Origin of the sequence: Paenibacillus sp. FSL E2-0151, assembly GCF_037993015.1 — a bacterium.
In the GTDB taxonomy this organism is placed as follows: domain Bacteria; phylum Bacillota; class Bacilli; order Paenibacillales; family Paenibacillaceae; genus Paenibacillus; species Paenibacillus amylolyticus.
This window is the reverse complement of record NZ_CP150308.1, coordinates 4,443,178-4,464,097: the sequence shown is the minus strand read 5'-3', so window position 1 is coordinate 4,464,097 and position 20,920 is coordinate 4,443,178. Positions and strand designations below refer to the sequence as shown.

The following is a 20,920-nucleotide window of genomic DNA, read 5'->3' as shown; positions in this document are numbered from 1 at the left end:
ACACTATAAAAAGCAGAGACGGTGAATAGCCAGACGGATTAAAGAAGGATCTCCCGATCATCAAGTCCTTTAACCTGATCCCGGCTTAAGCAAGTCTCCGTAGCTAAAAATACATACTATCCTAAGGAGTGGACTGTTCAATGGCTAAAAAAATGATTATCAAAGGTGTAGGTACGTTTATGGCTAAACGCCTTCCAAAAGATCCGATGGGCGAAATTGAGGTAGTTACCCTGGGCACCCTGCAAGATCTGAAAATTGACCTTAACGTGGAGCTTGAGGACATCTTTGGTGGTGACGGTCTGTTCGCCATTGATGTACTGGTGAAGTCGAAATCGATCGAAGTATCGGCAACAGATGCTAAATTCGATCTGGATGCGATCCAGCTGATGATGGGTTCAACGGTACAAGAGCAAGTGAAGTCTTATGTATGGGTGCTGAATGAGCAGTCTACAGTGGCTGCAGGCGTTTCCAATTCTGGATTTGCGGAAGCCAAACCGAAGCATGTAAGTGATATCTATGGAAGTAACGGTGACATTACGGTTCGTCTCAAAGATTCCAACACGTTGCTGAAACAACTCACTACTAAAGGAACAGCCGTGGAACCCAATGCGTTCTTCTACGACGAAGCGAACGGTGTAGTCATCCTGAATGCGTTCCATATCGGTAAAGAGATTGTGTTGAACTACAAGCGAGATCAAATTGTAGACATGGTTGATCTGTTGGTTGACGAAGTACCATTCCCAATCTCTGTCGTTCATCACGGGACGTTCCAGCAAAAAGATGGTTCGTATGCAGGTGTTGAAACCGAGCTGTACATGTGCCGTGCAAAAGGTACATTCAGCATCAATGCCCAGCGCGCTGCCGCTTCTGCATCTGCAATCTCTTTGCAGATTCTTGACCCTGAACGTGCTGATGGAAAAATCGGCAGTATCAAACGCTTCAGCGCACCAAGCAAGATCTAATATCTAAATAAAGTTGATTGCTCCTGGCAAGGTATCAAACGGCATCTGTGTCCTCCCCTTCACAGAGCCTTGCCTTGCCAGGTTTTTTATTATATGGGGGAGAATGTCCTGGGGAGGTCTTTAAATTCATGGAAACAGAACAAGAAAAAGCCGAGCGTGAGCTTGCGGAAAAGCTGAATGAGGAAGCGGCGAAACGAATCAAAGATGATCCGGAAAACAAACGGGTGACTCCGGAGGAAGTGGAAGCTGCTGAGCGTGCATTCTTTGAAGATGATGAGATTATTACGCTGAGGGATCGACGGAAATATCGTATTCCGCCATGTAACCTGAAGGATGTCCGCCGTCTGATGAAGTTGCTAAAAACGGTGAATATCGATGCCATTATTCTTAACTTCATTCCGACTGAGAATGATGAACTGGATGAAAAGCGGCAGCAGGATTTATTTGATGTATTGGCAATGGCATTCAAAAACTATCCACATATCGTGACCAAAGATGAGCATGGTGAGTATACCATCAATCGAGAGTATCTGGATGAGTACCTTGATCTGAACACAGCTCGCAAAGTCATTGATATGCTCATTGGACTCAATGGTTTAAAAAAGTAGAACGCACCGAGGGGGAGTCTTTGGAGGGAACCGAAATCCGTGATACGGAAACACAGGAACCTGTTCACTGGGGAGAAATCTTCTTCACCCTCCATAAACACTGTGGGCTGAACAAGTGGGAGATTTGGGAGTACACACTCCCTCAGGTTGCGGAGCTGTGCAAGTCAGCCGAGAAATATATTCAATTTGAGGTTGAGCTTATGACAGCACCTCTTCGCATGTTCGGTGGCGGTGGGGGCGAGGAAGTCGAAGAAGATGGGACCGTCAGACGTAAAAGAACCTTCAATGACGAGGATTACGCAGAGATATCAGAAGATGATATCGGTATGCTTGCACAAGCGCTCGGAGGATAAGAGAGAGATATCCCGTTTTGCCTAAATGAAGGTAGAACGGGATTTATGCATAAAGGCGGTGATTCTTTTGACTGAAACAGAAGGACAAGGAGATAAACATTCCTTAACACAAGAAATATTAACGGATAAGGATCAATTAACTGGACAAAACGCAGTACTGAAAGAGAGTTCCCCTTCAGGCGTTAGCACACTGATTAGACGAGTGGAGACAATCAGAAGTGATATGCAGTCGCAAATGATTGAAACATTGACTACCGATTTGGAGCACTTTTATCGTGGAGCGTTCAGTGAAATGAAGGATGTATCTGCAGCTGGCTCACAGGGGTTGATAGACTCCGTGATGAATACGATGAAATATATTTCAGCAGGTGAAACCAAGGGGTATTCAACAACATTACTTAAGAAATCCCTTGACTCGTCGCAGCAGATGGATCAACAGATAAGCCGGGCCGACCAAAATTTGGAGCTTAGATCGTCTGGGACTACAAATGGCAGTGGGCAATTCACACAAACCGGAACGGTCAAAAATCTGCAACGAATTGCACTGAAACATGGTATGGATCAGGAAGATGTAGGTCTTGCCTATCGTATTGGTTCTCGTAATTATGATCATTCATCTGAAGCTGTCGCGTTTGCTGAAGAAGTAGCCAAGCTGCATTCAGTGGGCAATATGGATGTAGAACAGACGGCAACAGGTCTGGAAGCTGTTACTCCGGCATGGGGAAGCAGTAGCTTTGATCTGTCCCAAGTCACAGACATGATGATCAGAGCTTCAACGATGTTGGATGTTGGCATTCAGGACTTGATGGATATGATGCGTCAGACCCTTCCAATGGCTGGTAACCCTGATGGAACGCTTGCACAAGAGGATGCATTAGCCAACTGGATTAGCAAGGCTGGATTGTTGGTTCAGTCAAAAGGAGATCATCCTCAGCAGGGCTTTGCATCGAATCGAGTTAGATTCGATCTTCTTGCTGAACAATTGAAGGCTTCGGATGCAAACGCGTCGGTCCATCAGCGCACTGGAAGCAGAGACAACCTTCAATTCCGACAACGACAGATCGAAATCGCATTTCAGATTGCAACACATGAGGCGATGCAAGGGTTGAAAGAGGAATTTGCCGAGCTGGGCGATTATCTTATCGCAGTCATGCGGTTAATTGGAGATCGTACGGGTGGCATTGTTGATCATATGGAAGTGCTTAACCGAATTATGGATGAAGTCGGAGTTCAGGTTGCGTGGGATAAGTTCGGTGAAGTGATGAATGAAGGCGATCAGAAGCGATACGGTGCTACAAATACGGATCCAGGGGAAGTCGAAAATACGGGGAGCAACGTTCCCGAGCCACTTCGAGTCACGGATGTGCAACGTGCTGGTGTAGCGCAAGAAATGGGCAGACAGCAGAGTCGTCTACAGACTCTGGATCATCGCAGAACAGAAATTCAAAGTAGGGCCGCAGCCAAGCAAGGTGAGGTACTTCAGGCTCGGACTAACCGAGATCATCAACATAAAATGTACAATCAGGCTATACAAGATGGGGATACAGCGGCTTCTTCCATTCATGCAGAAGAACGTGACGAAGCTGAGAAGCGAGTCAAAACGTATAGTCGAGAACTTCTTCTGTTGCGAGAAGAAATGCATTCACTCGATATTCAGATTGCAAAGACGAAGCGAAGCCTTGAGTTTCTAGGGCGAGAGTTGGATGACACGAGTAGAGCAATGATGCAACTTGAACACCAAGCTAGAGTTTTGATGATGGCGATGGATGACATGGACCTCGATGCGGTTGAACTACGAAATAAGTTGTATTTCCTTAATGCTGAGTTTACATACGGTTCAACCGATGTTCAACGGTACGAATCCGAGATCCAGAAGCTGCGTAAACAGTCAACTCTATTGAATGATGTTCTCTCCACATTGAGAACCGAAGTCAATGAGTTAAATGCTTCTTTTAGACAAGGCATGATCGATGCTACAGCATACATATCCAAACTGAAGGAACTTGAACAGGTTCAGCTCGCGAGTATGATGAGTGGTCCAGGAGGATTGTTAGTTACTCAAGGTGCAGGAAGCGTTGGATCCCCTGGATCCCCTGTTAAGGATGACAAGGAAGAACCCAAGAACAAAACCTTTGTAGCTCGTCATGAAGACCTGATCAAAGATGTCATGAAAGACGCGATAATGGATGAATTCAATCCGGGGGGCGACTCGAAAAAAGGGAATAAAAACACACCCAAAAGAGGTCTTCTTTCCAGATTTAAGGATATGAAAGATACAGGCAATCGCAAAGCATTTTTTGATAGCAATGCCCCGATCCGTAATAAAGATGGAAATATTCTTCGAGATAGACAAGGCAACTCGATTACTCAGCGTGACATCAATGCGGAGCAAGCTGCCCGTGGGATTAAAACACCCGGAAAATTTTCGAAATTAGTCAAATCCGGCGGGAGATTATTGAGGCCTTTAAAAGCTGTACCAGCACTTGGGTTAGCGATGACCGCTATGGATGTCGTCTCTGGTCTTGTCGATCCATTAAACAACATGGGGAAGTCAGAAGCGGAGAAGCAGAGTATTCGCGCAACCAATAAAGAAGAGTTGGCCAAAGATTTCAAGGATATGGAGCAGTCATCTTTTGTAGGGAAAGTGTGGAAAGGGTTAAACCTGGGGATGGATGCTGCTGTGTCTGGCACAATGAGTTCAATATTCGGAAAAAGTGCTACCAATAACAAGTTCGGGGATTACTGGAAGGGATTTAAGGCGGTATGGAGCGAAGACGGCGGAGATGCAGTTGAGAAGAAACTGGGCAAGGAATACAACTATAAGCAGGAGAAAAAAGAAGCCCAGATTCAAATGGATAAAGAGTCTGGAAAACCGCCTGGGGACAACAAACAACAACCACCGCAGATACAATATATTCAACCTCAAATGCAGTATATTCCTGCTGCGGGTGGAATAGGAACTATTGCTAACGGTTATAGGCCACAGCCGCAAAGCAATGGTATTGATGAAATGATCGCCAAGATTAATCGGCAGCTTAACAAATCGACAAGTGATAACGAAACCAATTACCAAGTCACTCGATCCCGCCTGTTGATTAGTGGTGTTCGCGAAGATTCTGGTCAGATGCGCGCGCTAATGGAGAAATATTTGCAAGAGAATATCAAGTTCTTCGATAAGGCCATTGCAAGTTTACAGAAGACGTACGACAAGATGGCTGAAGGTAAGGATAAAGATGAACTGGGCCTGGAGATCAATGAGAAGAAACAGCAGAAGGCACAATCAGAGCTTGAACTGAATGGTGTTAAAAACAGCCAGATTGATGAGCTTAGACGCAAGATGAATGATCAGTTTGAGTTGACACAGTTGGATTATGATAAACGAATGTATGATCTTCTTGCGGCTAATGGGGGTAAGGAAGATGCACCAGAATTAATTGCATTGAACAAATCCCGTGCATCTGAAATGAATTCACAAATAAGTTCGATCAAGCAAGATTGGAAGAATCTGCTGAATAGTGGTGTGTTTAAACCAGGGTCAAATGAATATATGGAGATTTTTAAACAAATCCAAGCATTGGGTGTAGAACAGTCCAAAAATTTGTATGAAATTAGCAAAAAAATGGATAAACCGATATCTTCATTCAACATTCCATCAGGTCTTAAGGTCATGGATTACTTTGACTACATGACGACGAACAATACACATAAAAGTGTGATGGTTGGCTCAGGTGATGTCACGGTTCATGTGAACATCGATAATATGACAGGCAGTACAAAAGATGTGGAGAGACTGACATCTACGTTGGACAAGACACTGCGGCAGAACAGTCCTGGTATTGCAAACCGAATGGCCAGCAATGTTGGTGCGGGAATGGGAAGGAATTACCCCAGATAAAATAGGTTAGGAGGGCATCTGATATGACTCAGCAAGATCCGTTTGGCTTAGTTAATGACCGGTATAAAAGAAAGCTGTATGTAGATACAGGCATGAAGTTCGAGCTAGTGAACGGAAGAATTATTGATCCGTACTCTTCACCTTCGCCCAATCCGCAAGTGAGGGAAATTAAAATGATTAATGCACCCTCACATTTTCATCAAATGGGAGTGTCTTCATACAAGGCAATTATTAATTTTCTATTTAAAGACAAGCAGGCCTATCACAACTACGTCATGTACGTAGGCTGGACGCACAAATTTTATGATGAGAAGGGTAATATCTATGTTGGTGTTGTAGAGTCCATCAAAGTTGACCCTATTTTCTACCATCAGGATACGATGGATAAAGATCAGAAGGGGTACAAGGTCGAATTGACCATGACCCTGATCAAAAAAGATGGATATGACCGTAAGAGTGCAATACAGTTTCAGGATTTACAGACAACAGAAGGGAAGGACCACTGGGCAAGAGATTCCATTGAACGCTTGGCTGATTTGGGACTGACGGTTATAACACAATTGGATGGCAAACCCATTCTATATTTCAGACCGGAAAACTTCATAACCAGAGCAGAGTTTGTTACTTTCCTGATGCGTACTAAACGTTTGCTGGAACGAACAATTCGAGAGTAGGGTGACCTACTCTCTTTTCTGTCTATTCTAAAGATAGGAGGTGTTTATCATACGAAAATGGGTTGATGTAAACGAAGGGGACTGGTTCTATAACGATGTTATGGAAGCCACGAATATGGTTTTGGAAGATGGTGAAGTCTTTGTGGCCGGAATCAACTATAACAAGTTTGAGGAAGGCAAGCCTTTTGTATATGAAGAAATCAAAGGGAAAGCGGGGCAAACCTCATTTAGTCTGCCTGTGCTGATTAAACCAACAGATGACAATCCACTGTATGTGTTTATTGACGGTGTTCAAACGATCTACCAAACGGCTGAAACCAATAGTAAGGGATTAACTGATGTGGAGTTGTATACGGGCGTAAAAGCAGGACAGGTGGTGTCCTTCTGTAGTTATGGTGAACCGTTGCTGGACAGTGCTTGGAAAAGGCCGCCCGTCTCCTGGACTGGAGATCTGCCCAGAGCTGAACTTAGTGCAGCGACGACCTATTTCTACGATCCATTCAGTCGTAATCATCAGGAATATTTGTATGCAGCAGGCCAACCGCTTCGCAGACTCAGTATTCCTTCCGAGGTATGGGGTGATACCAAGGGGGATGCCGCGGCGGTAACCAAAATTGCAACAAAGGCTATTGGTTACCGAACGGATGTATATTGTGTCAGCCCGGGGGGATCGGTGTTTCTTCCTTTTAATCTGAACGGTGTCACTTGCAAGTTCAATTATTGGACGAAGAATAACAAATTCAAGAGTGAAGATATCAAAGCGACAACACTCAAACCAGCATACAACAATTGTTTTTTTCCTAATGCCATTATACAGCGGGGAGAAGCATTTCATCTGATTAACAAGTTGCGCAAAGTGTTCTATGCCAGATTTACGGACATGGAAGCACCAACGACGGAGATTAATCAGCCTATTACGGCATTTCAGGGTCAACGGGTGTTTAGACTTAATGGCAATTATCCGGCAGGTAAAAAGAAACTTAAAATTACAGTGAAATTTAAAGACGAAAAAAAAGATAACGTCCCAGAAACACCGGCTTATTCGGAAATTGACAACCACACGGTTGTATTTAATCAACCTTTTTCAGAAGGCGACGAAGTGACATTCTATTATCTCAAAGATGTGAGCGAGAGGTTCGCAGATGTCGGCAAAGCTTCAGCCATTTATTATCAAACCAAAGGTGAGCGGGTAGAACAGTCCAAGGATGCTTTCTGGAAAATAGCCGTCTCGGAAATGGAAGACGAAACATTTGCGAACAATGATCCACTAATTAATGGAATTCCTATCAATAACAAGCTGGATGGTGCAGCGATAGTAACAGATATGGGGAGACCTACAAATGGCACAGAGCAGGCAGAGCTATGGTTCCTTGGAAATTCCGCTATGACCCGGGCTGAAGCCGTAGCTTTCCTGGACCGATTCATGAAATGGACCATCGAGCGATTCAAGTAAGGGGGAGATTACAAAATGATTCCAATTTCGGATGAGGTTATGAATGTGCTGTCCCAACGTCTGAAGCTGGGGGAAGGAGCACTTCCCAATATCCGTGTCGAAGTAGATCGGCTGGCCTTTATCCCGGGACGGACAGAAGAGTTCAGGCATATCGTAACCGAGCAAGTACCCATCATCAGTACAGAATCCGTTTGGGTAGATGAGTCGAGTAATGGTATATATAACGGTTCTACTCAAGCGAATGCTCAGGAGATTTGTTTTCCGATCAAGGGTAAAACGCTGATTACCACTCCTGTTACAGATGAATTTGGTGCTCCTCGTAATAGCGCGTCAAAAATTCACCGAGGCATCGATTTGTCGGAGAAGATCGGAACGCCAATTTTGGCTGCATGGGCCGGAAAAGTAGTCCGAACATCCTTGAATAAAACAGAAGGTGCCGGTAATGCCGTAAATATAAGACATGATAATGGTGTTATCACCAAATATTTTCATCTGAAAGAAATTCTCTGTTCGGTGGATGATGAAGTAGCTCAAGGGGCTGTCATTGGAACGCTGGGCAATACAGGTGGCGTGTATACCGGTGGTCATAAGGTGTCTGCGGCAGAACGTGCGGCGGGCAAGGGAAAACATCTGCATTTTGAAATTTGGGAAGGAGTCAATCCAACAACGAGAACCGGAGAGGGCGGCAAGCCAGTTGATCCTAGATTATATCTGAGCGGACAGCGCAAACTGCATGGAAATGCGAAAACAACATTTACTGATGTAAAGCCGGTTCAAGTCGAGGGATATCCCGGAGAGATTAAACTGAATGAGAAGTTCGACAAGCGAAACTGGCATGAGAAAGACGTTTATACAACCGGATTGAAATTTTCGGATTATGCCAAGATTGAATCGGGCTGGACTATGTTTGATTCAGGAGGCAAGTTACTGTATACGTTTGAAGGCAAAGCCGCCGTAGCTGAATTTGAGATTAACGTGACAAAACTGAGTATGCCCACGCAAGGGCTGCTTAGTATTGGAATGGGGACTAATTTTAGTGAAGCAGAAGGGGATTCTTTCGCGGTGGTGATTGATGGTAAAACGTATGCCTATGTGAATAAGTTTAACGGGGCATATGATCTGACCAAACTGACGGAATTGAATAATATTGTGATCCCTGCAAAAGCCAAGAGTATCAAGATTAAGGTGACCTATGGGGGCAAACAAAACTCCACTGTCCCAACCGGGTCTGTTCCTGCTTCGAGTAAGAAGTATAAAAAATTCGCCATTGATTATATTCGCATACAAGAGTTGTTGCCTGCTCCGTTGAAGAATCAAAAGAGTGAAGAAGGGCTAGATCCGTCCAAAGGATATTATCAAACGAACAGCTACGGAGATTTTATCAATAATAGAAGGACAGAGACGGATGTTATTCAGGTCGGGTCTTTTGTCTATATGGACACGCAGGTTCTTCCCAATATCATTAGTGCCGAAATTGATGATCAGTTTGATTCTGAAGCCAGGGAAGCACGACTGACGATCTCCAATCCGAGAGGATTCTTCTCTCCGGATTATAATCCTGCTCATTTTCCCGAGCTTGGTGGTGTACCGTCTCCATGGTCTTATTTTGCAAACGGATTCCATATCGGGGTTCTGAGTGAAAATACACCGATACGCATATATATGGGATATGGTCAGCACATGATGCGGGTATTTACGGGACTGATTGACAAGGTGGACATCAATGGCGAAGGCTCCACGCTGGAGATTACGGCCCGAGATATGTACAAGCGCATTATCGAGAAAGTCATTTCCGAGAAAAAAGCCTATCCAGAGGTAGAAGAGATTGATAATGTGCCAGATCCGGTGCCGCCTGCAGCAGCTGGCACGGACCGGACATCATCCATAATTCAGGCTGCACAGGCCCAAGCTGCAGTGTATGGTGTGCCTGATCATAAGTTTTTGCTTGCGATATGCAGGCACGAGACCGTTCTCGGAACACAGGGGAAGGGTAAAGATGAGAACGGAAGCTTTATTCTTGGATATGGCTGTCCTAGTGAGGGACCGTGTACTGATAAATACGCAGGTATTCAGGAGCAAATGAAGCGCGGAGCAGAACGGATGTCCAAAGCACTAGCTTCCAGAGGTAAAAAAGTGACTTCAAAAGCCGATGTACTTTATTTCCACAATGGTGGAGACATTGCTCCCATGACCTGGAGTCAAGATCGGGAGAATTGGGTGGACAAGGTATGGACCTATTATCAGGAGATGCTCGCAGATCCGGCAAGCTGGACCATTACAGCAACCTCCACCCCGGCAGTTACACCAACACCAGCTCAGCCTGTAGAATTTGAAAAGCCTGCTTGGGTCAAATCAACGGTTGTACTAGATCTGGTTAAACATGCGGGTATGGTGGGTTGGCGGGCAACCAGTAAGGATCGCTCTTATCCTGACTACGTGATTGACGAGACCTATCTGATTGAAGTGAATCAAAAGACGGGCAGGGTCATTGTCCCCGTACCGGGTCAGGAAGGTGAGTTTGAAGTTAAGGACGCAAGCACGGTGCTGACACCGAACGGATGGCTTAATCCATTTATTGAGGAGTATGGCAAGACGTTTGAGCAATGGTCTGCCAAAGTTACGGAAGCTGTTCAGGAGGTGATCTCGGAGATTCCGTATCGAAGCTACTGTGACCGTTATGGTACGTACCGACTGGAGCGCTTAAATTATGACAAACCGGTCGTGACAGAGTTTTCTGAGAATGACAATCTGATCTCCATTACCAAATCCACGGATTGGTCCAGAGGAAGAAGCCACATTGTTGTTATTGACTCGAATGATATTCAGAGCAGTTTCGTAGACAAGGAGATTTTGCTCGAACTCAAAGGAGAAATCCGAACCATGGTGCTGGCCGTTCCTTGGGCGAAGACGGTTGAAGCCAAAAGACAGGTGGCAGAACGAGCTTTTTTTGATATGAAACGTATGTGCCGTACGTTACAGGTATCCATTCCTGCGAATCCTGCGCTTGATCTGCTCGACAACGTCATTGTGACGGATAAAACGACCACCACACGGGCTGTATATACGATTAAAAGTATTAAAACCAGTTATTCGGTCGACCGTGGCATGTTACAGGTCATTGATATGATGTGGGCAAGAAAGGGAGTGATGGTGTAATGGCCGGCATTGTGAATGAAAATATTGTATTTCCCGTGCTGGATCTAATCCACCGGGAGCTTCGCAAATATAGCAGTATCTCCAATTCAAATGTTTCTCCTCTTGAAGGTGAACCTTCCGTTACATTATATCGGGAGCATATGCAGGACCCGGACAGAGTGACAGGGGCAGACCTCTTGTATGAATCAGCATGGAAGGTCTCGATCTGGATGAAGTTTGGCTCAGAGGAGGAGGAAGACTTTCCTTCAGGGGTGGGCTATTCCCACCCGGATTATGATTATTACAAGTATTACAGGCTAACGCAGGTGACGGCCCGTACATATGATCCAGCTGGAGAGTCCATGTTCACTTACAATATTGGTCTAAATTATGATGACGAAGGACGCTTAACTGGAACGAGCGTAAGTCGTATATAACATGTAGGAGGTGGTTCCATGGCATTTAATGTATCTTACATCGCGGGTGGCGTCATCGACAAAGTGCGCGAGCTGCCGTACCCACACTTCAGTAAAAAGACGATCCCGTTCATTCGGGGACAGATGTTGGACATTCCGGCGGCGAAGACCACCAAGTCTGATACGTTCACCTTGGCGTATGACACAGAGTTCCTGAGCATTGCGTTTGCTGCGAGCCACTACTGTGTCGGCGATTACTGGGAGCTGATGATCGGGACGGAGAAGGTATGTCGTACCATCTATACGAAGGAACTTCCCGAGTCGGTTTCCATGGGTAACAGTTTCGGAATTGTCTACCCGATTCCGGCGGGAACGACCATCACGTTTGACTTTTTTAACGCGGTGGCTGAAGCCAAGTCGGTCTGGTACAACATCAAATTTTTGAGATAAGGAGGGTGACGATGGCACTGCAAAAACCGCAGACGAACTTTGCCGCTTATATTGACGGAGAGTCGGAAGCACAAAAACTAATTAACACGCTGGCCGATGAAATCGTGGGTGCTGATATTCCCAAAGTAGAGGGCGGGATTGACGCCAATCGCTGGGAGAAAGTCTACGAATCTAGCGGAGCTGAGTGGGTGACCTACAGTAAAAGTTATCACAAAGGAATTGTTGGCATGTACACCCATTCGGATGGAAATCAGTATGAAGTATACAAAATTCCGGATTGGACGGAAGCCAAAAGTTACACAGGAGACTCTGCTCTAGATGCGGATGGATGTTTATGGGAAGTAAGGCAAACCTATTTTGACGAAGCAGTGGAAGGCATGACTCAACCAGGCACAGCAAACATCGGAAAAACTTACGGCAATTATAAGACAGGACGTAAAATTCAGGTTTTACAATTTAATTACCAAGACACTCAGACAAATGAAACAAAATATGTTGATGTTCCTGGCTGCTTGGTAACCGTTGTTTTAGATAATTCAGTTCCAGACGGGTACAGAGCGTATCTGGTGCGTCAGGTAATTGGAAAACTCGATGGAACAACAAAGCCATCAAAAGAGTGGAACCAGTTTGAGATTGTTACAGAAATGCCAACTGATTGGGCATACGCAATCAAGCTTGCACCGAAAGGAAAGTTTCAATACAACTTTTCAAGACCAGATAATTATTATGACAGGAGTCCGTATTGGGCGTGGGGAGCAATTGTTGATAGTTTTTATGAACCTGTAAAGCAACTTTACAAATTTGATGAACTATTCTATACAGCTGATATACTGAACAATGTAACTGCTCAGACAGTAGTGAAAGCAACGCCTACGGTTCCCACAGGGATTCAAGTTCGTGATTATTATGTCATGTTTGAGCAGCCAGCCCATGACTGGAATTACATTAACATCTACTATGGAAAAGGTTTCGAGGGGAAAGTTACTCAAGGAAGCCAGAGCGAAACGTATGATGGGATCTGTGATCCTGCAACCATTACGATTGGGAAAGCACCTACAGTCATTGACCAATTGAAGGCACATTATATGTATTTGACATGGAATGATTCATCAGCCATTAAACCTTTCATCCCACCGTCCACGAAGTGGAAGCTGGATTATGACGGCAAGACAGAGATCGTAAGCCCTGCAGCTCGGTTTTTCCACGGACGACATTCTACAACGTCATGGTTGCCTAACAAAAAACGCAGACCGGATTACCTGGTAGCTTACACTTTATCGGTAAACAATGATCGAGTAGTTCTTGTTCTGGAAGGTGATCCTTCACCGAATATTCACAGCTATTACCGCAGTTTTGGATACATAGGCAAGATCGTTCCGTTCAATGATTACGACCATGGAGGCAACTTTGGTGTCACTGTAGGTATGGGTGATCTGCGAACAGATATGACAGGTTATACGAAAAATGATATTCTCACGGATCTTAATCCGGATACCTATGCCAAATACGGTGAGTACACTTCAAATGGTATGGACTCCATGTCCATGTTGAAGACACGCAGTAATGTCTTGTTCCAGCGGTATTACCCGGCATTTATTTCGCATCTTCCGAACTATCCTTCTGTGGGTAAACTTCCCCCGGGCCTCTCGAAATTGATTGTAGATACGGATGGGTTCCAGAAGTCCCTATGGACAGGAAAGTATCACGCGAGCCCAATCTACCTTGTGCATCAGGCAGAAGGATATCGGGGTTATATGGACGGTGTAGTTGCGATATACGACCATAATTTGGTCAATCGCGATGAATTAATCGTAGATACAGAAATTCTGAAAGATCCTTCCAAACCTGCGTTGGGTACGTGGACAGAGGTTTACAAGTTTTTCAGTATCAAGAGTCCGTTGAATCTATTCAAGCATTCCCCATCACCAGATGTAATTACGATTGCATTTTTGAAAGAGATAAAATAAGGAGGATTACATAATGGCAAATTTTAAATATGTAGAAACAATCACTACTTCACAGGACGTGTTGACAAAACTGAAAGAGGAAGTTACAGGGTTTAAGAGTTTCCCATTTGAATCCACTGCAGGCGAGTCTCAGGAACAAAATCTGTGGGAAGTATTTTACGAAGAAAAGGACAGTAGTGACCGTATTCAGGAACTTATTCTTCGCGGGATCATGACCATTGGAACACAAGCAACACCGATTACTAAACATTTCTATGTAAGTTTCATTAATCATGCTCTGGTACCACGCGTAGTTGCACCAGTTCCAGCCTATGAGGAGCATAGTACGTTGACTGTTCAGCTGCTTGAAGGATTGGAAGGCAGCGAACCAACTACACTACCAGTTACCACTCGCCCTACATTCAAGCTAACAGGACATCCGGTACTCTACCAATGGGCACTGGAAAACTATACACCAACGGATCGGAATAAAGAAAAACCTGTATACATGTATGTAAATGTCATGAACAATCGTTTGGCGATGGTTCTCGTTGCGGACCCAGCAGTAAACTTCCTTGATTACAAAAAATCCTTCCTGTATGCAGGTGCATTGAAACCGTTCAAATACAACCTGAATGACGTAGACGGAAATGTAATGCTGACAGCTGGAGCAGTAATCGAAGAACCAGATATCTCTCAGATTGCAACAACAGGAACGTATTACTACGGTCAATATACTTCTGCAGGTAACAACACACTTCAGATGTTGAAAACCAAATCAGGTATTGAATTCCAGCAGCACTATCCTTCCTTTATTACTCAAGCTCCACCGAAGGGGAAAGCTTATCAAGATCCGGAATTGGGGGATACGGGGTTGGAACTGGAGCCTCAAGGCTTCCAGGCGTCCAAATGGACATCCAAATATCACTTGTCTCCGATCTACGTGGTTCACCCTTACGAGGGCTACCGCGGTCAATTCGATAACTGCATCGCGGTTACGAAGCATAATATCCTTCACCTGGATGAGTTAATTATTGATGTGGAAGGCAAGTCCTGGGACCAAGAAGTGTATCGTTACTTCGATACCGATACAGCGCAGAATTTCATGAATCTGTCTGCCAACCAACGTATGGGTGTGGCTATTCTGAAGGAAGTCCGTTATACGGCGTAAGTTAAACTGAATCAAAGCTGAGTCGTATAGATTCAGTGAGAGGGAACTTTCTGAGACTCCACTCAGGGGTTCCCTTTTTTTAGTTGGAAGGGGGCAGTGACGTGAGTCAAGTAGTCAATAAGTTTGATTTCACCGTTATAGATTACACGACAACTCAGTACGGTTACCTGTTTACAGTCGGAACTACAGGAAGCAGGCCTGAGGATTATCGATTTATATACATGCCTTACAGCCGGTATCCAAGTGTCCTGATGCTTGATTTTTACATGGCAAGATCGATCTCACATGGATTTAATCATCAACTTGTGGAAGCGATTCGCAAGGATCTGGAAGGAGAAGAACGATTTATTGTCCTAAGTGAAGCTAAACAGGATAAAGAAGGACTTCTGCACAGTTCTATGGAAGGATCGAGCTCAGGTACCAAGCAAGGCGATGTCATGGAATTTTCGTTTGAAATGCAGCGGTCTGCGTTAATTGAAGCTTTGGAGATGGATCATCAAGATGAGGGCCACAGACCCGGAGGTTTAAAGGACTCATTCATTCCTGAAGATATGTCAGAGGGCTGGCGCGTAGATAACGATAAAGAGCTAAAGATTGTCCGTAATTTGGGTTTAACTCGTAACTTTGTTAAGAATCTGGATAAGCTGGAGCCTGGAAAAATCAGTTTCAGGGTTAGTGAATTTGGGATGATTGCGGACTATGCAGATAGTGCAGAGCAAGATAACAGCTCTGAACTGGTGATTAAACAATTGATACACTCTGTTCGAAACGATAAACCGGATATGGATGTGGCAGAGGTTTTCGAGAAAGTGGAGAAGATCATTGGACGCCGGGCACAAAATGACTTTTTGTTAGAAGCCATTCAAGACCACTTCAGAAGTACAGAACTGGAGAGAAGCCTTCAATCCCGGAAGGTAAGCAAACAAGACGTGGAAATTCTATATCAGGATCTGCTAGGTTTACGTGATGTTCATAAAGAAACATTTGCTGAACAAGCTACCATGATTGGGAAAAGGGTAGATGATCATCAGCAATTATCCATTCTCTCTGATATGTCAACTGCTTATATTCGTCGATTTCAGGAAATAAAGTATATGCACCTTGATCGCACGTTGCCGTTAGCCCAAAGAGTGTATAACACTTCACAATTGACACTCATGCGGACACTGGGAACAGCTATGCGAGCAGCAACGTTTGGCGGAACGACTACAGGCAAAATTGTTCAAGCAATTAGAGACATCGATGAGAATATGTTTCTTTCACAACTGAATCAGGCTACGCGGGTAATTGAGAATGAAATGACAAATCATGAGAATGTATTTGCCAAATTGAAGGATCGTCAGTACCCCACAGTTCTGCATACCGAAATGAGAAGTACGCGAGAAGTCGACAAGCAACTATACTTTCATGATGATCTCAGTCATAGCAGCCGTGACCAACATCGAAATGCATTAGTCTTTCGTCCGAGTGATACCCTGTGGCATCCGCTCCAAGCTCACAGAATTATAGACAAACATCCGGCAACTACAGCATCCGGTATCATTTTGGCATCCAGAGATATAGGGACTATTACGGATGTGGAACGACAGTTTCCTTGGGCTGTTCGAGATCAAGCAGAAGATATGAACGTCATAGGTGATTTGACTACGGGGCAAAGAGTTTATGTGGAGAAAATGTATATTGAGCATAAGCGTCCTAAGGCACGACGAATTTATGTGGTTCATAGTGAGGTGGACCGTCATGCAGAACAGGCTTATCGTGAAAGTAAGGAGCACGGTTTTGTTTTCAGAGATTTGCAGGAGAGCAGAAGGATCAGTAAGGTTCCTGGGTATGTAGAGAAGGAGAGTAGGTTAGGCAAACGAGTGACTGCAGAGGCTCTTGAAATACTCAACAAGCAATCACTTGGTGAAAGGGAAAGCAAGTTCGATAGCTATATTGAGGACAAGTTCCATACTGCAAAAACAGAAAAAAGGAATTTGTTCATCCCGAACAGCGAGGAAGGCGCAGAAAGAAAAGCATCCTTTGAAAGTTATACGGCTGGTTCAACAACGGCAGAAAGAGCGTTGGCTCATGATTTGTGGTTACCTGAGTCTGAGGACCATTTGGCTGACAAAGAATTATTACGTTCTACCATGCTCGAAAAGCTAAATTCGTATGGAAAGAACGACGAACAGAAGCATGTACATCTGACAGAGAAACCACTTGTATCACATAGAGATCGTAAAAAGTTACATCTGGAAACGACCCTGCAATCCATCCGAGATAATAGTCGACCAACCATGATTCGGGATGAGCTTTTGGACAATTTGGTTGGTGGAGGATGGTTGGGGAATAAAGCATACCCTGGATATCTGGACGAGGAATTTATCGTAGGGGAGATCTTGGAGAACAGTCCGGCAGTCATCCTGGAAATGATGATGGAAGCTGTGAATAATGCAGGCGCTTCGGTTTATTTTGATGAACCGTTTTTGGCTGGGGTTAGAGAGCGGGTAGATGCGTTAATCGATTGTGGGATCTTAACAGCTGATAAAGAAGGAAGCAGATCAGGCATCATTTCCTTTAATTTCGAAGGTGCGAAGGAATCTCAGCTTGGTGATATAGGGACGGAACTCTCAGAAGCATCCAAAGATTTGAGCATAACAGTACTTGAGGATGAATCTCGATCGGCTGAACTGAACAGACGTAATTCTACTCTAGAGACAGACGTTTTCGAGGGAGTGAAAGTAAAGGAAGATCAGCATGGCGAAATTACGGAAGTCATTTACGGCGCAGATTTTAATGCAAGACCGGCTATTATTGAGTTCGAAGATTCATTAGGTTACCTGAATCCTGGAGGGGGATTATTCCCGGATGACCCAGCGTATGAAGGAAGTCAAGTTGAACGCAGAGGACAAACCTTTGATGAGTACGGGATAGGCGCAAAATATAAACGGGACGGAATGGCTCTCGACCATCATATCGTGAGTTCCAACATGAACCGTGAGAGTGTGATTCATACCGAATTTAATATGGGCGGGGTTTCCCGGTATCGATATGGAATAATTGATGATGAATACACCATGGGTGGCACGAACTTACGCCAGATGCTTTTGAACAGCGAATATGCTATTGGAACGTCAAAGACTCGTGAGGGATACTCGTATGATCAACAACTTATGGCTACTAATCCAATAAGAGAAGGTTTAATCAGTGGTGAGTACTCCATAGGCACAGCCAAGATCAGACAGTTGTATTTGAATGAGAGCTATTCTATTGGCATGATTGAACCACGTCAGGCAGCTATTGATATCGATTACTCACTGGCAACTATGGAATGGAGATCTGCGCTGCTCAGCGAGGATTATTCCATAAGCAGCTCGAAATATCGAGATGGAGTAGCTGAGATTGGATATACGCTTGGTTCATCGTGGGCAAGAGAAGGTGCGATGGATATTGAGTTTAACGAAGGTATGCGGCAAGCTTGGGAATCCACGTTGGTAAATATTACTCCTGAAGCGATTAGGGTAGATCGATATGGATCGGTGCAAGATGAGATATCTCTAGCCACTACTGTAATGAAATCTGCGAATCTTGACGATATGCTGACGGCTCATTCAATCATGCGCAAAGGACAATTGAACGTTGAAATCATTTCGGATAACATGAACAGATTATCCCTCATGCTTGAAGATAACCATTTTACAAGAATCGTGAAAGAGGCATCAGTTCATGAAATTGAGAGTGAAGTTGTCAAGTTACGCTTGAGTGAATTGCATGGTGAGGGTTGGTACGGTGGTAAAGGTATCAGAGATACTGACTTGGTCGAACTGATCTATGATTCGATAAAGAGTAAAAAGGATTCAGCACTGGATCATGATGTGATTCTTGCATACAAGCATACTCATGACGCTTACCTTCATGAGACAACTGATAGCACGATTGAAAAGATTGCTAATCTTGAAGAACAACTTATAGCGGATAAACCGCAAAATGGTTACCTTGACCTCACGTTACCACTAGGCGGTACAAATCTGAAATATGCAGATGTTCCAGTGGAATCTGTGGGTGGGACGGGGCTCACTTATGGAGATATACCTGTAGAGATTGTTGGTGGAACAAACTTGAAGTATGGAACAACAGAGATTGTACTCTCAGCGGACAAACCCCAGTACGGCAATATGGAAGAGAATCTGCTCGCTGACAAACCGCAATATGGATATTTGGAAGAGAACATGTACGGTCTGAAAAATGCCAAAGATTCCACTATTGATGAGCAAATTCATGCGTTTAAAAACGGTAATGAAGCTGATTTGATCCAAACGCTTGAGTTAAATAAAGAGGATAGGTCAGCATTCCTTCATGACAACCTTTTGGGGGTAAAAGCTGAAAGATGGGCGCATACCCATGAGACGATCAATGATGTAGTGAAACTGCGAAATGGATCGTTGGATCAGGACATGTTCTACGGAAACAAGGAATTTAATGAATCCATTTTGGACATGGAACTGGTTGGCTTCCAATATAAACAGCTAGACCTGATCCGAAGCGAATATGCTTACCTTAAAACGAGAGACGTTCATATTGAAGATAATTCGTTCATGAGCTCCAGAAGTTCTTATGACGCGTATAACCATCAATTGGATTCTGGAATGAACTTGTTAAGAAGCACGACTCTGGATTGGGAGCAATTCGCAGCGGAGAAAATAGATCGATATGGTCATTTACATGAAATGGAAAGTGGCGTTGGGGATGAGCGAGCCGGTGAGCATTTTGATGGGATATATGGTACCACACTCCAGAGGTTTGCTTTCTCCAGTGAGGAGTTAAGTTACGGAAATAGTCTGCCATACACAAGTTACATTGTTAATGACGGCGAGAGTTTTGGCAGTAAGTTAATAGACCCGGGTTATCTTAGTGAAGATGATTTTGAAGGGATAACAGAGGAACGTGAATCTAGCATAGAAAGAGAGTGGCCGACTGGAACAGCAAACGCCAGATTGTCTGAAATTGAAGATCCTGATTCTCTCATGGCTTCATTTGAAGAACGCTGTTCTCAAGTCATCACAGGTTTTATTTTCGCTGAAAGACCTGAGAAAAGAGCAGAGTATCTGGAACAGTTGCACGCGTTCCTTCCCGAGAGAACAGCTCATCTTATGGAAATGTATCACGAAGCCAAGATGGAACCACGTGAGAGCTTCACACTGACTGATCATCCGGTGGCTGAACGTGAAACCGCTGATGCTTACATTCCGATGATGGACACCATGGCACAGGGTCTTATATTCGATTACTCGGAAGATCTGCTCGATCGAGGGATGGATCCTGAAGATTGGGAAGGTGGTTTGGGTGTGCCGGAGGACTATGATCCGAATGATCCATTTAATGTGTACTATCCGTATTCCAAGGATATGGATGCACTGGAATTATCCCAATCAGACGATTGGACTAAATTCGGTCAAGGCGATTGGGATCGGGATCCATTGCTTGGAAAGTTTTATTCCAAGGCAGATACGAAGGACATCAGTGGATGGTACCGCAATAATTTCCTGGCTGAGACGTATAAGTTCTCCATTGATTTCAAGGTGGATACAAGTACGGATGGGAATGGCGCAGGAATTATTTTCAAATACTTCGATGAAAATAATTATTGGATGTTTATGGTTCACGGAGGAGATAGCGATAACAGTCTGGATATGAGAACGCCGATGCAGCTATATAAAATCGTTGCTGGCAATCCAACTGCAGTGGGTTCTCCGATGCAACCCTTTAAGTGGGAGAAGGAAAAATGGTATACATTGTCCGTGTCGGTCATGAAAAATAAACTCCAGATCTACACAGATTCGAAATTGCAATATGATCTGACGGGCACCGATTAACT

The 20,920-nt window shown here is 44.3% G+C and carries 12 protein-coding genes; all 12 read left to right on the top strand.

The window, feature by feature from the left end:
• The first annotated feature begins 140 nt into the window (after nt 1-140).
• The 12 genes from MHI55_RS20100 to MHI55_RS20045 all read left to right on the top strand — a co-directional run bounded on the left by MHI55_RS20100 (nt 141) and on the right by MHI55_RS20045 (nt 20,918).
• Nucleotides 141-962: a hypothetical protein gene (locus MHI55_RS20100; RefSeq protein WP_076251153.1), complete on the top strand. Its 822-nt coding sequence runs from the start codon at nt 141-143 to the stop codon at nt 960-962.
• 128 nt (nt 963-1,090) lie between these two features.
• Nucleotides 1,091-1,570 carry a hypothetical protein gene (locus MHI55_RS20095; protein WP_340386688.1) on the top strand — a complete coding sequence of 160 codons (480 nt, stop codon included), beginning with the start codon at nt 1,091-1,093 and terminating at the stop codon, nt 1,568-1,570.
• A gap of 20 nt (nt 1,571-1,590) precedes the next feature.
• Nucleotides 1,591-1,923: a hypothetical protein gene (locus tag MHI55_RS20090; RefSeq protein WP_235200726.1), complete on the top strand. Its 333-nt coding sequence runs from the start codon at nt 1,591-1,593 to the stop codon at nt 1,921-1,923.
• 67 nt (nt 1,924-1,990) lie between these two features.
• The gene (locus MHI55_RS20085) at nt 1,991-5,818 is read left to right on the top strand and encodes a hypothetical protein (protein ID WP_143781243.1); all 3,828 of its coding nucleotides are present in this window, start codon (nt 1,991-1,993) and stop codon (nt 5,816-5,818) included.
• Between the two features lie 23 nt (nt 5,819-5,841).
• Nucleotides 5,842-6,492: an S-layer homology domain-containing protein gene (locus MHI55_RS20080; RefSeq protein ID WP_076251159.1), complete on the top strand. Its 651-nt coding sequence runs from the start codon at nt 5,842-5,844 to the stop codon at nt 6,490-6,492.
• A 100-nt stretch (nt 6,493-6,592) separates the two neighbouring features.
• Complete coding sequence (locus MHI55_RS20075) at nt 6,593-7,945, top strand: hypothetical protein (protein WP_076251161.1); 1,353 nt, start codon at nt 6,593-6,595, stop codon at nt 7,943-7,945.
• 15 nt (nt 7,946-7,960) lie between these two features.
• Nucleotides 7,961-11,101, top strand: coding sequence for a M23 family metallopeptidase (locus MHI55_RS20070; protein WP_076251163.1), 3,141 nt, complete (start codon nt 7,961-7,963; stop codon nt 11,099-11,101).
• The gene (locus MHI55_RS20065) at nt 11,101-11,517 is read left to right on the top strand and encodes a hypothetical protein (protein WP_076251164.1); all 417 of its coding nucleotides are present in this window, start codon (nt 11,101-11,103) and stop codon (nt 11,515-11,517) included. The genes MHI55_RS20070 and MHI55_RS20065 overlap by 1 nt, the downstream gene beginning before the upstream one ends.
• An 18-nt stretch (nt 11,518-11,535) precedes the next feature.
• On the top strand, nt 11,536-11,946 hold the full coding sequence (locus MHI55_RS20060) for a hypothetical protein (RefSeq protein WP_076251166.1): 411 nt from the start codon (nt 11,536-11,538) through the stop codon (nt 11,944-11,946).
• Between the two features lie 11 nt (nt 11,947-11,957).
• Nucleotides 11,958-13,913: a hypothetical protein gene (locus MHI55_RS20055; RefSeq protein WP_340386686.1), complete on the top strand. Its 1,956-nt coding sequence runs from the start codon at nt 11,958-11,960 to the stop codon at nt 13,911-13,913.
• A gap of 13 nt (nt 13,914-13,926) precedes the next feature.
• Nucleotides 13,927-15,063 carry a hypothetical protein gene (locus tag MHI55_RS20050; RefSeq protein WP_036607790.1) on the top strand — a complete coding sequence of 379 codons (1,137 nt, stop codon included), beginning with the start codon at nt 13,927-13,929 and terminating at the stop codon, nt 15,061-15,063.
• Between the two features lie 101 nt (nt 15,064-15,164).
• Nucleotides 15,165-20,918, top strand: a complete 5,754-nt coding sequence (locus MHI55_RS20045) for a hypothetical protein (RefSeq protein WP_340386684.1) — start codon at nt 15,165-15,167, stop codon at nt 20,916-20,918.
• Nucleotides 20,919-20,920 lie beyond the last annotated feature (2 nt).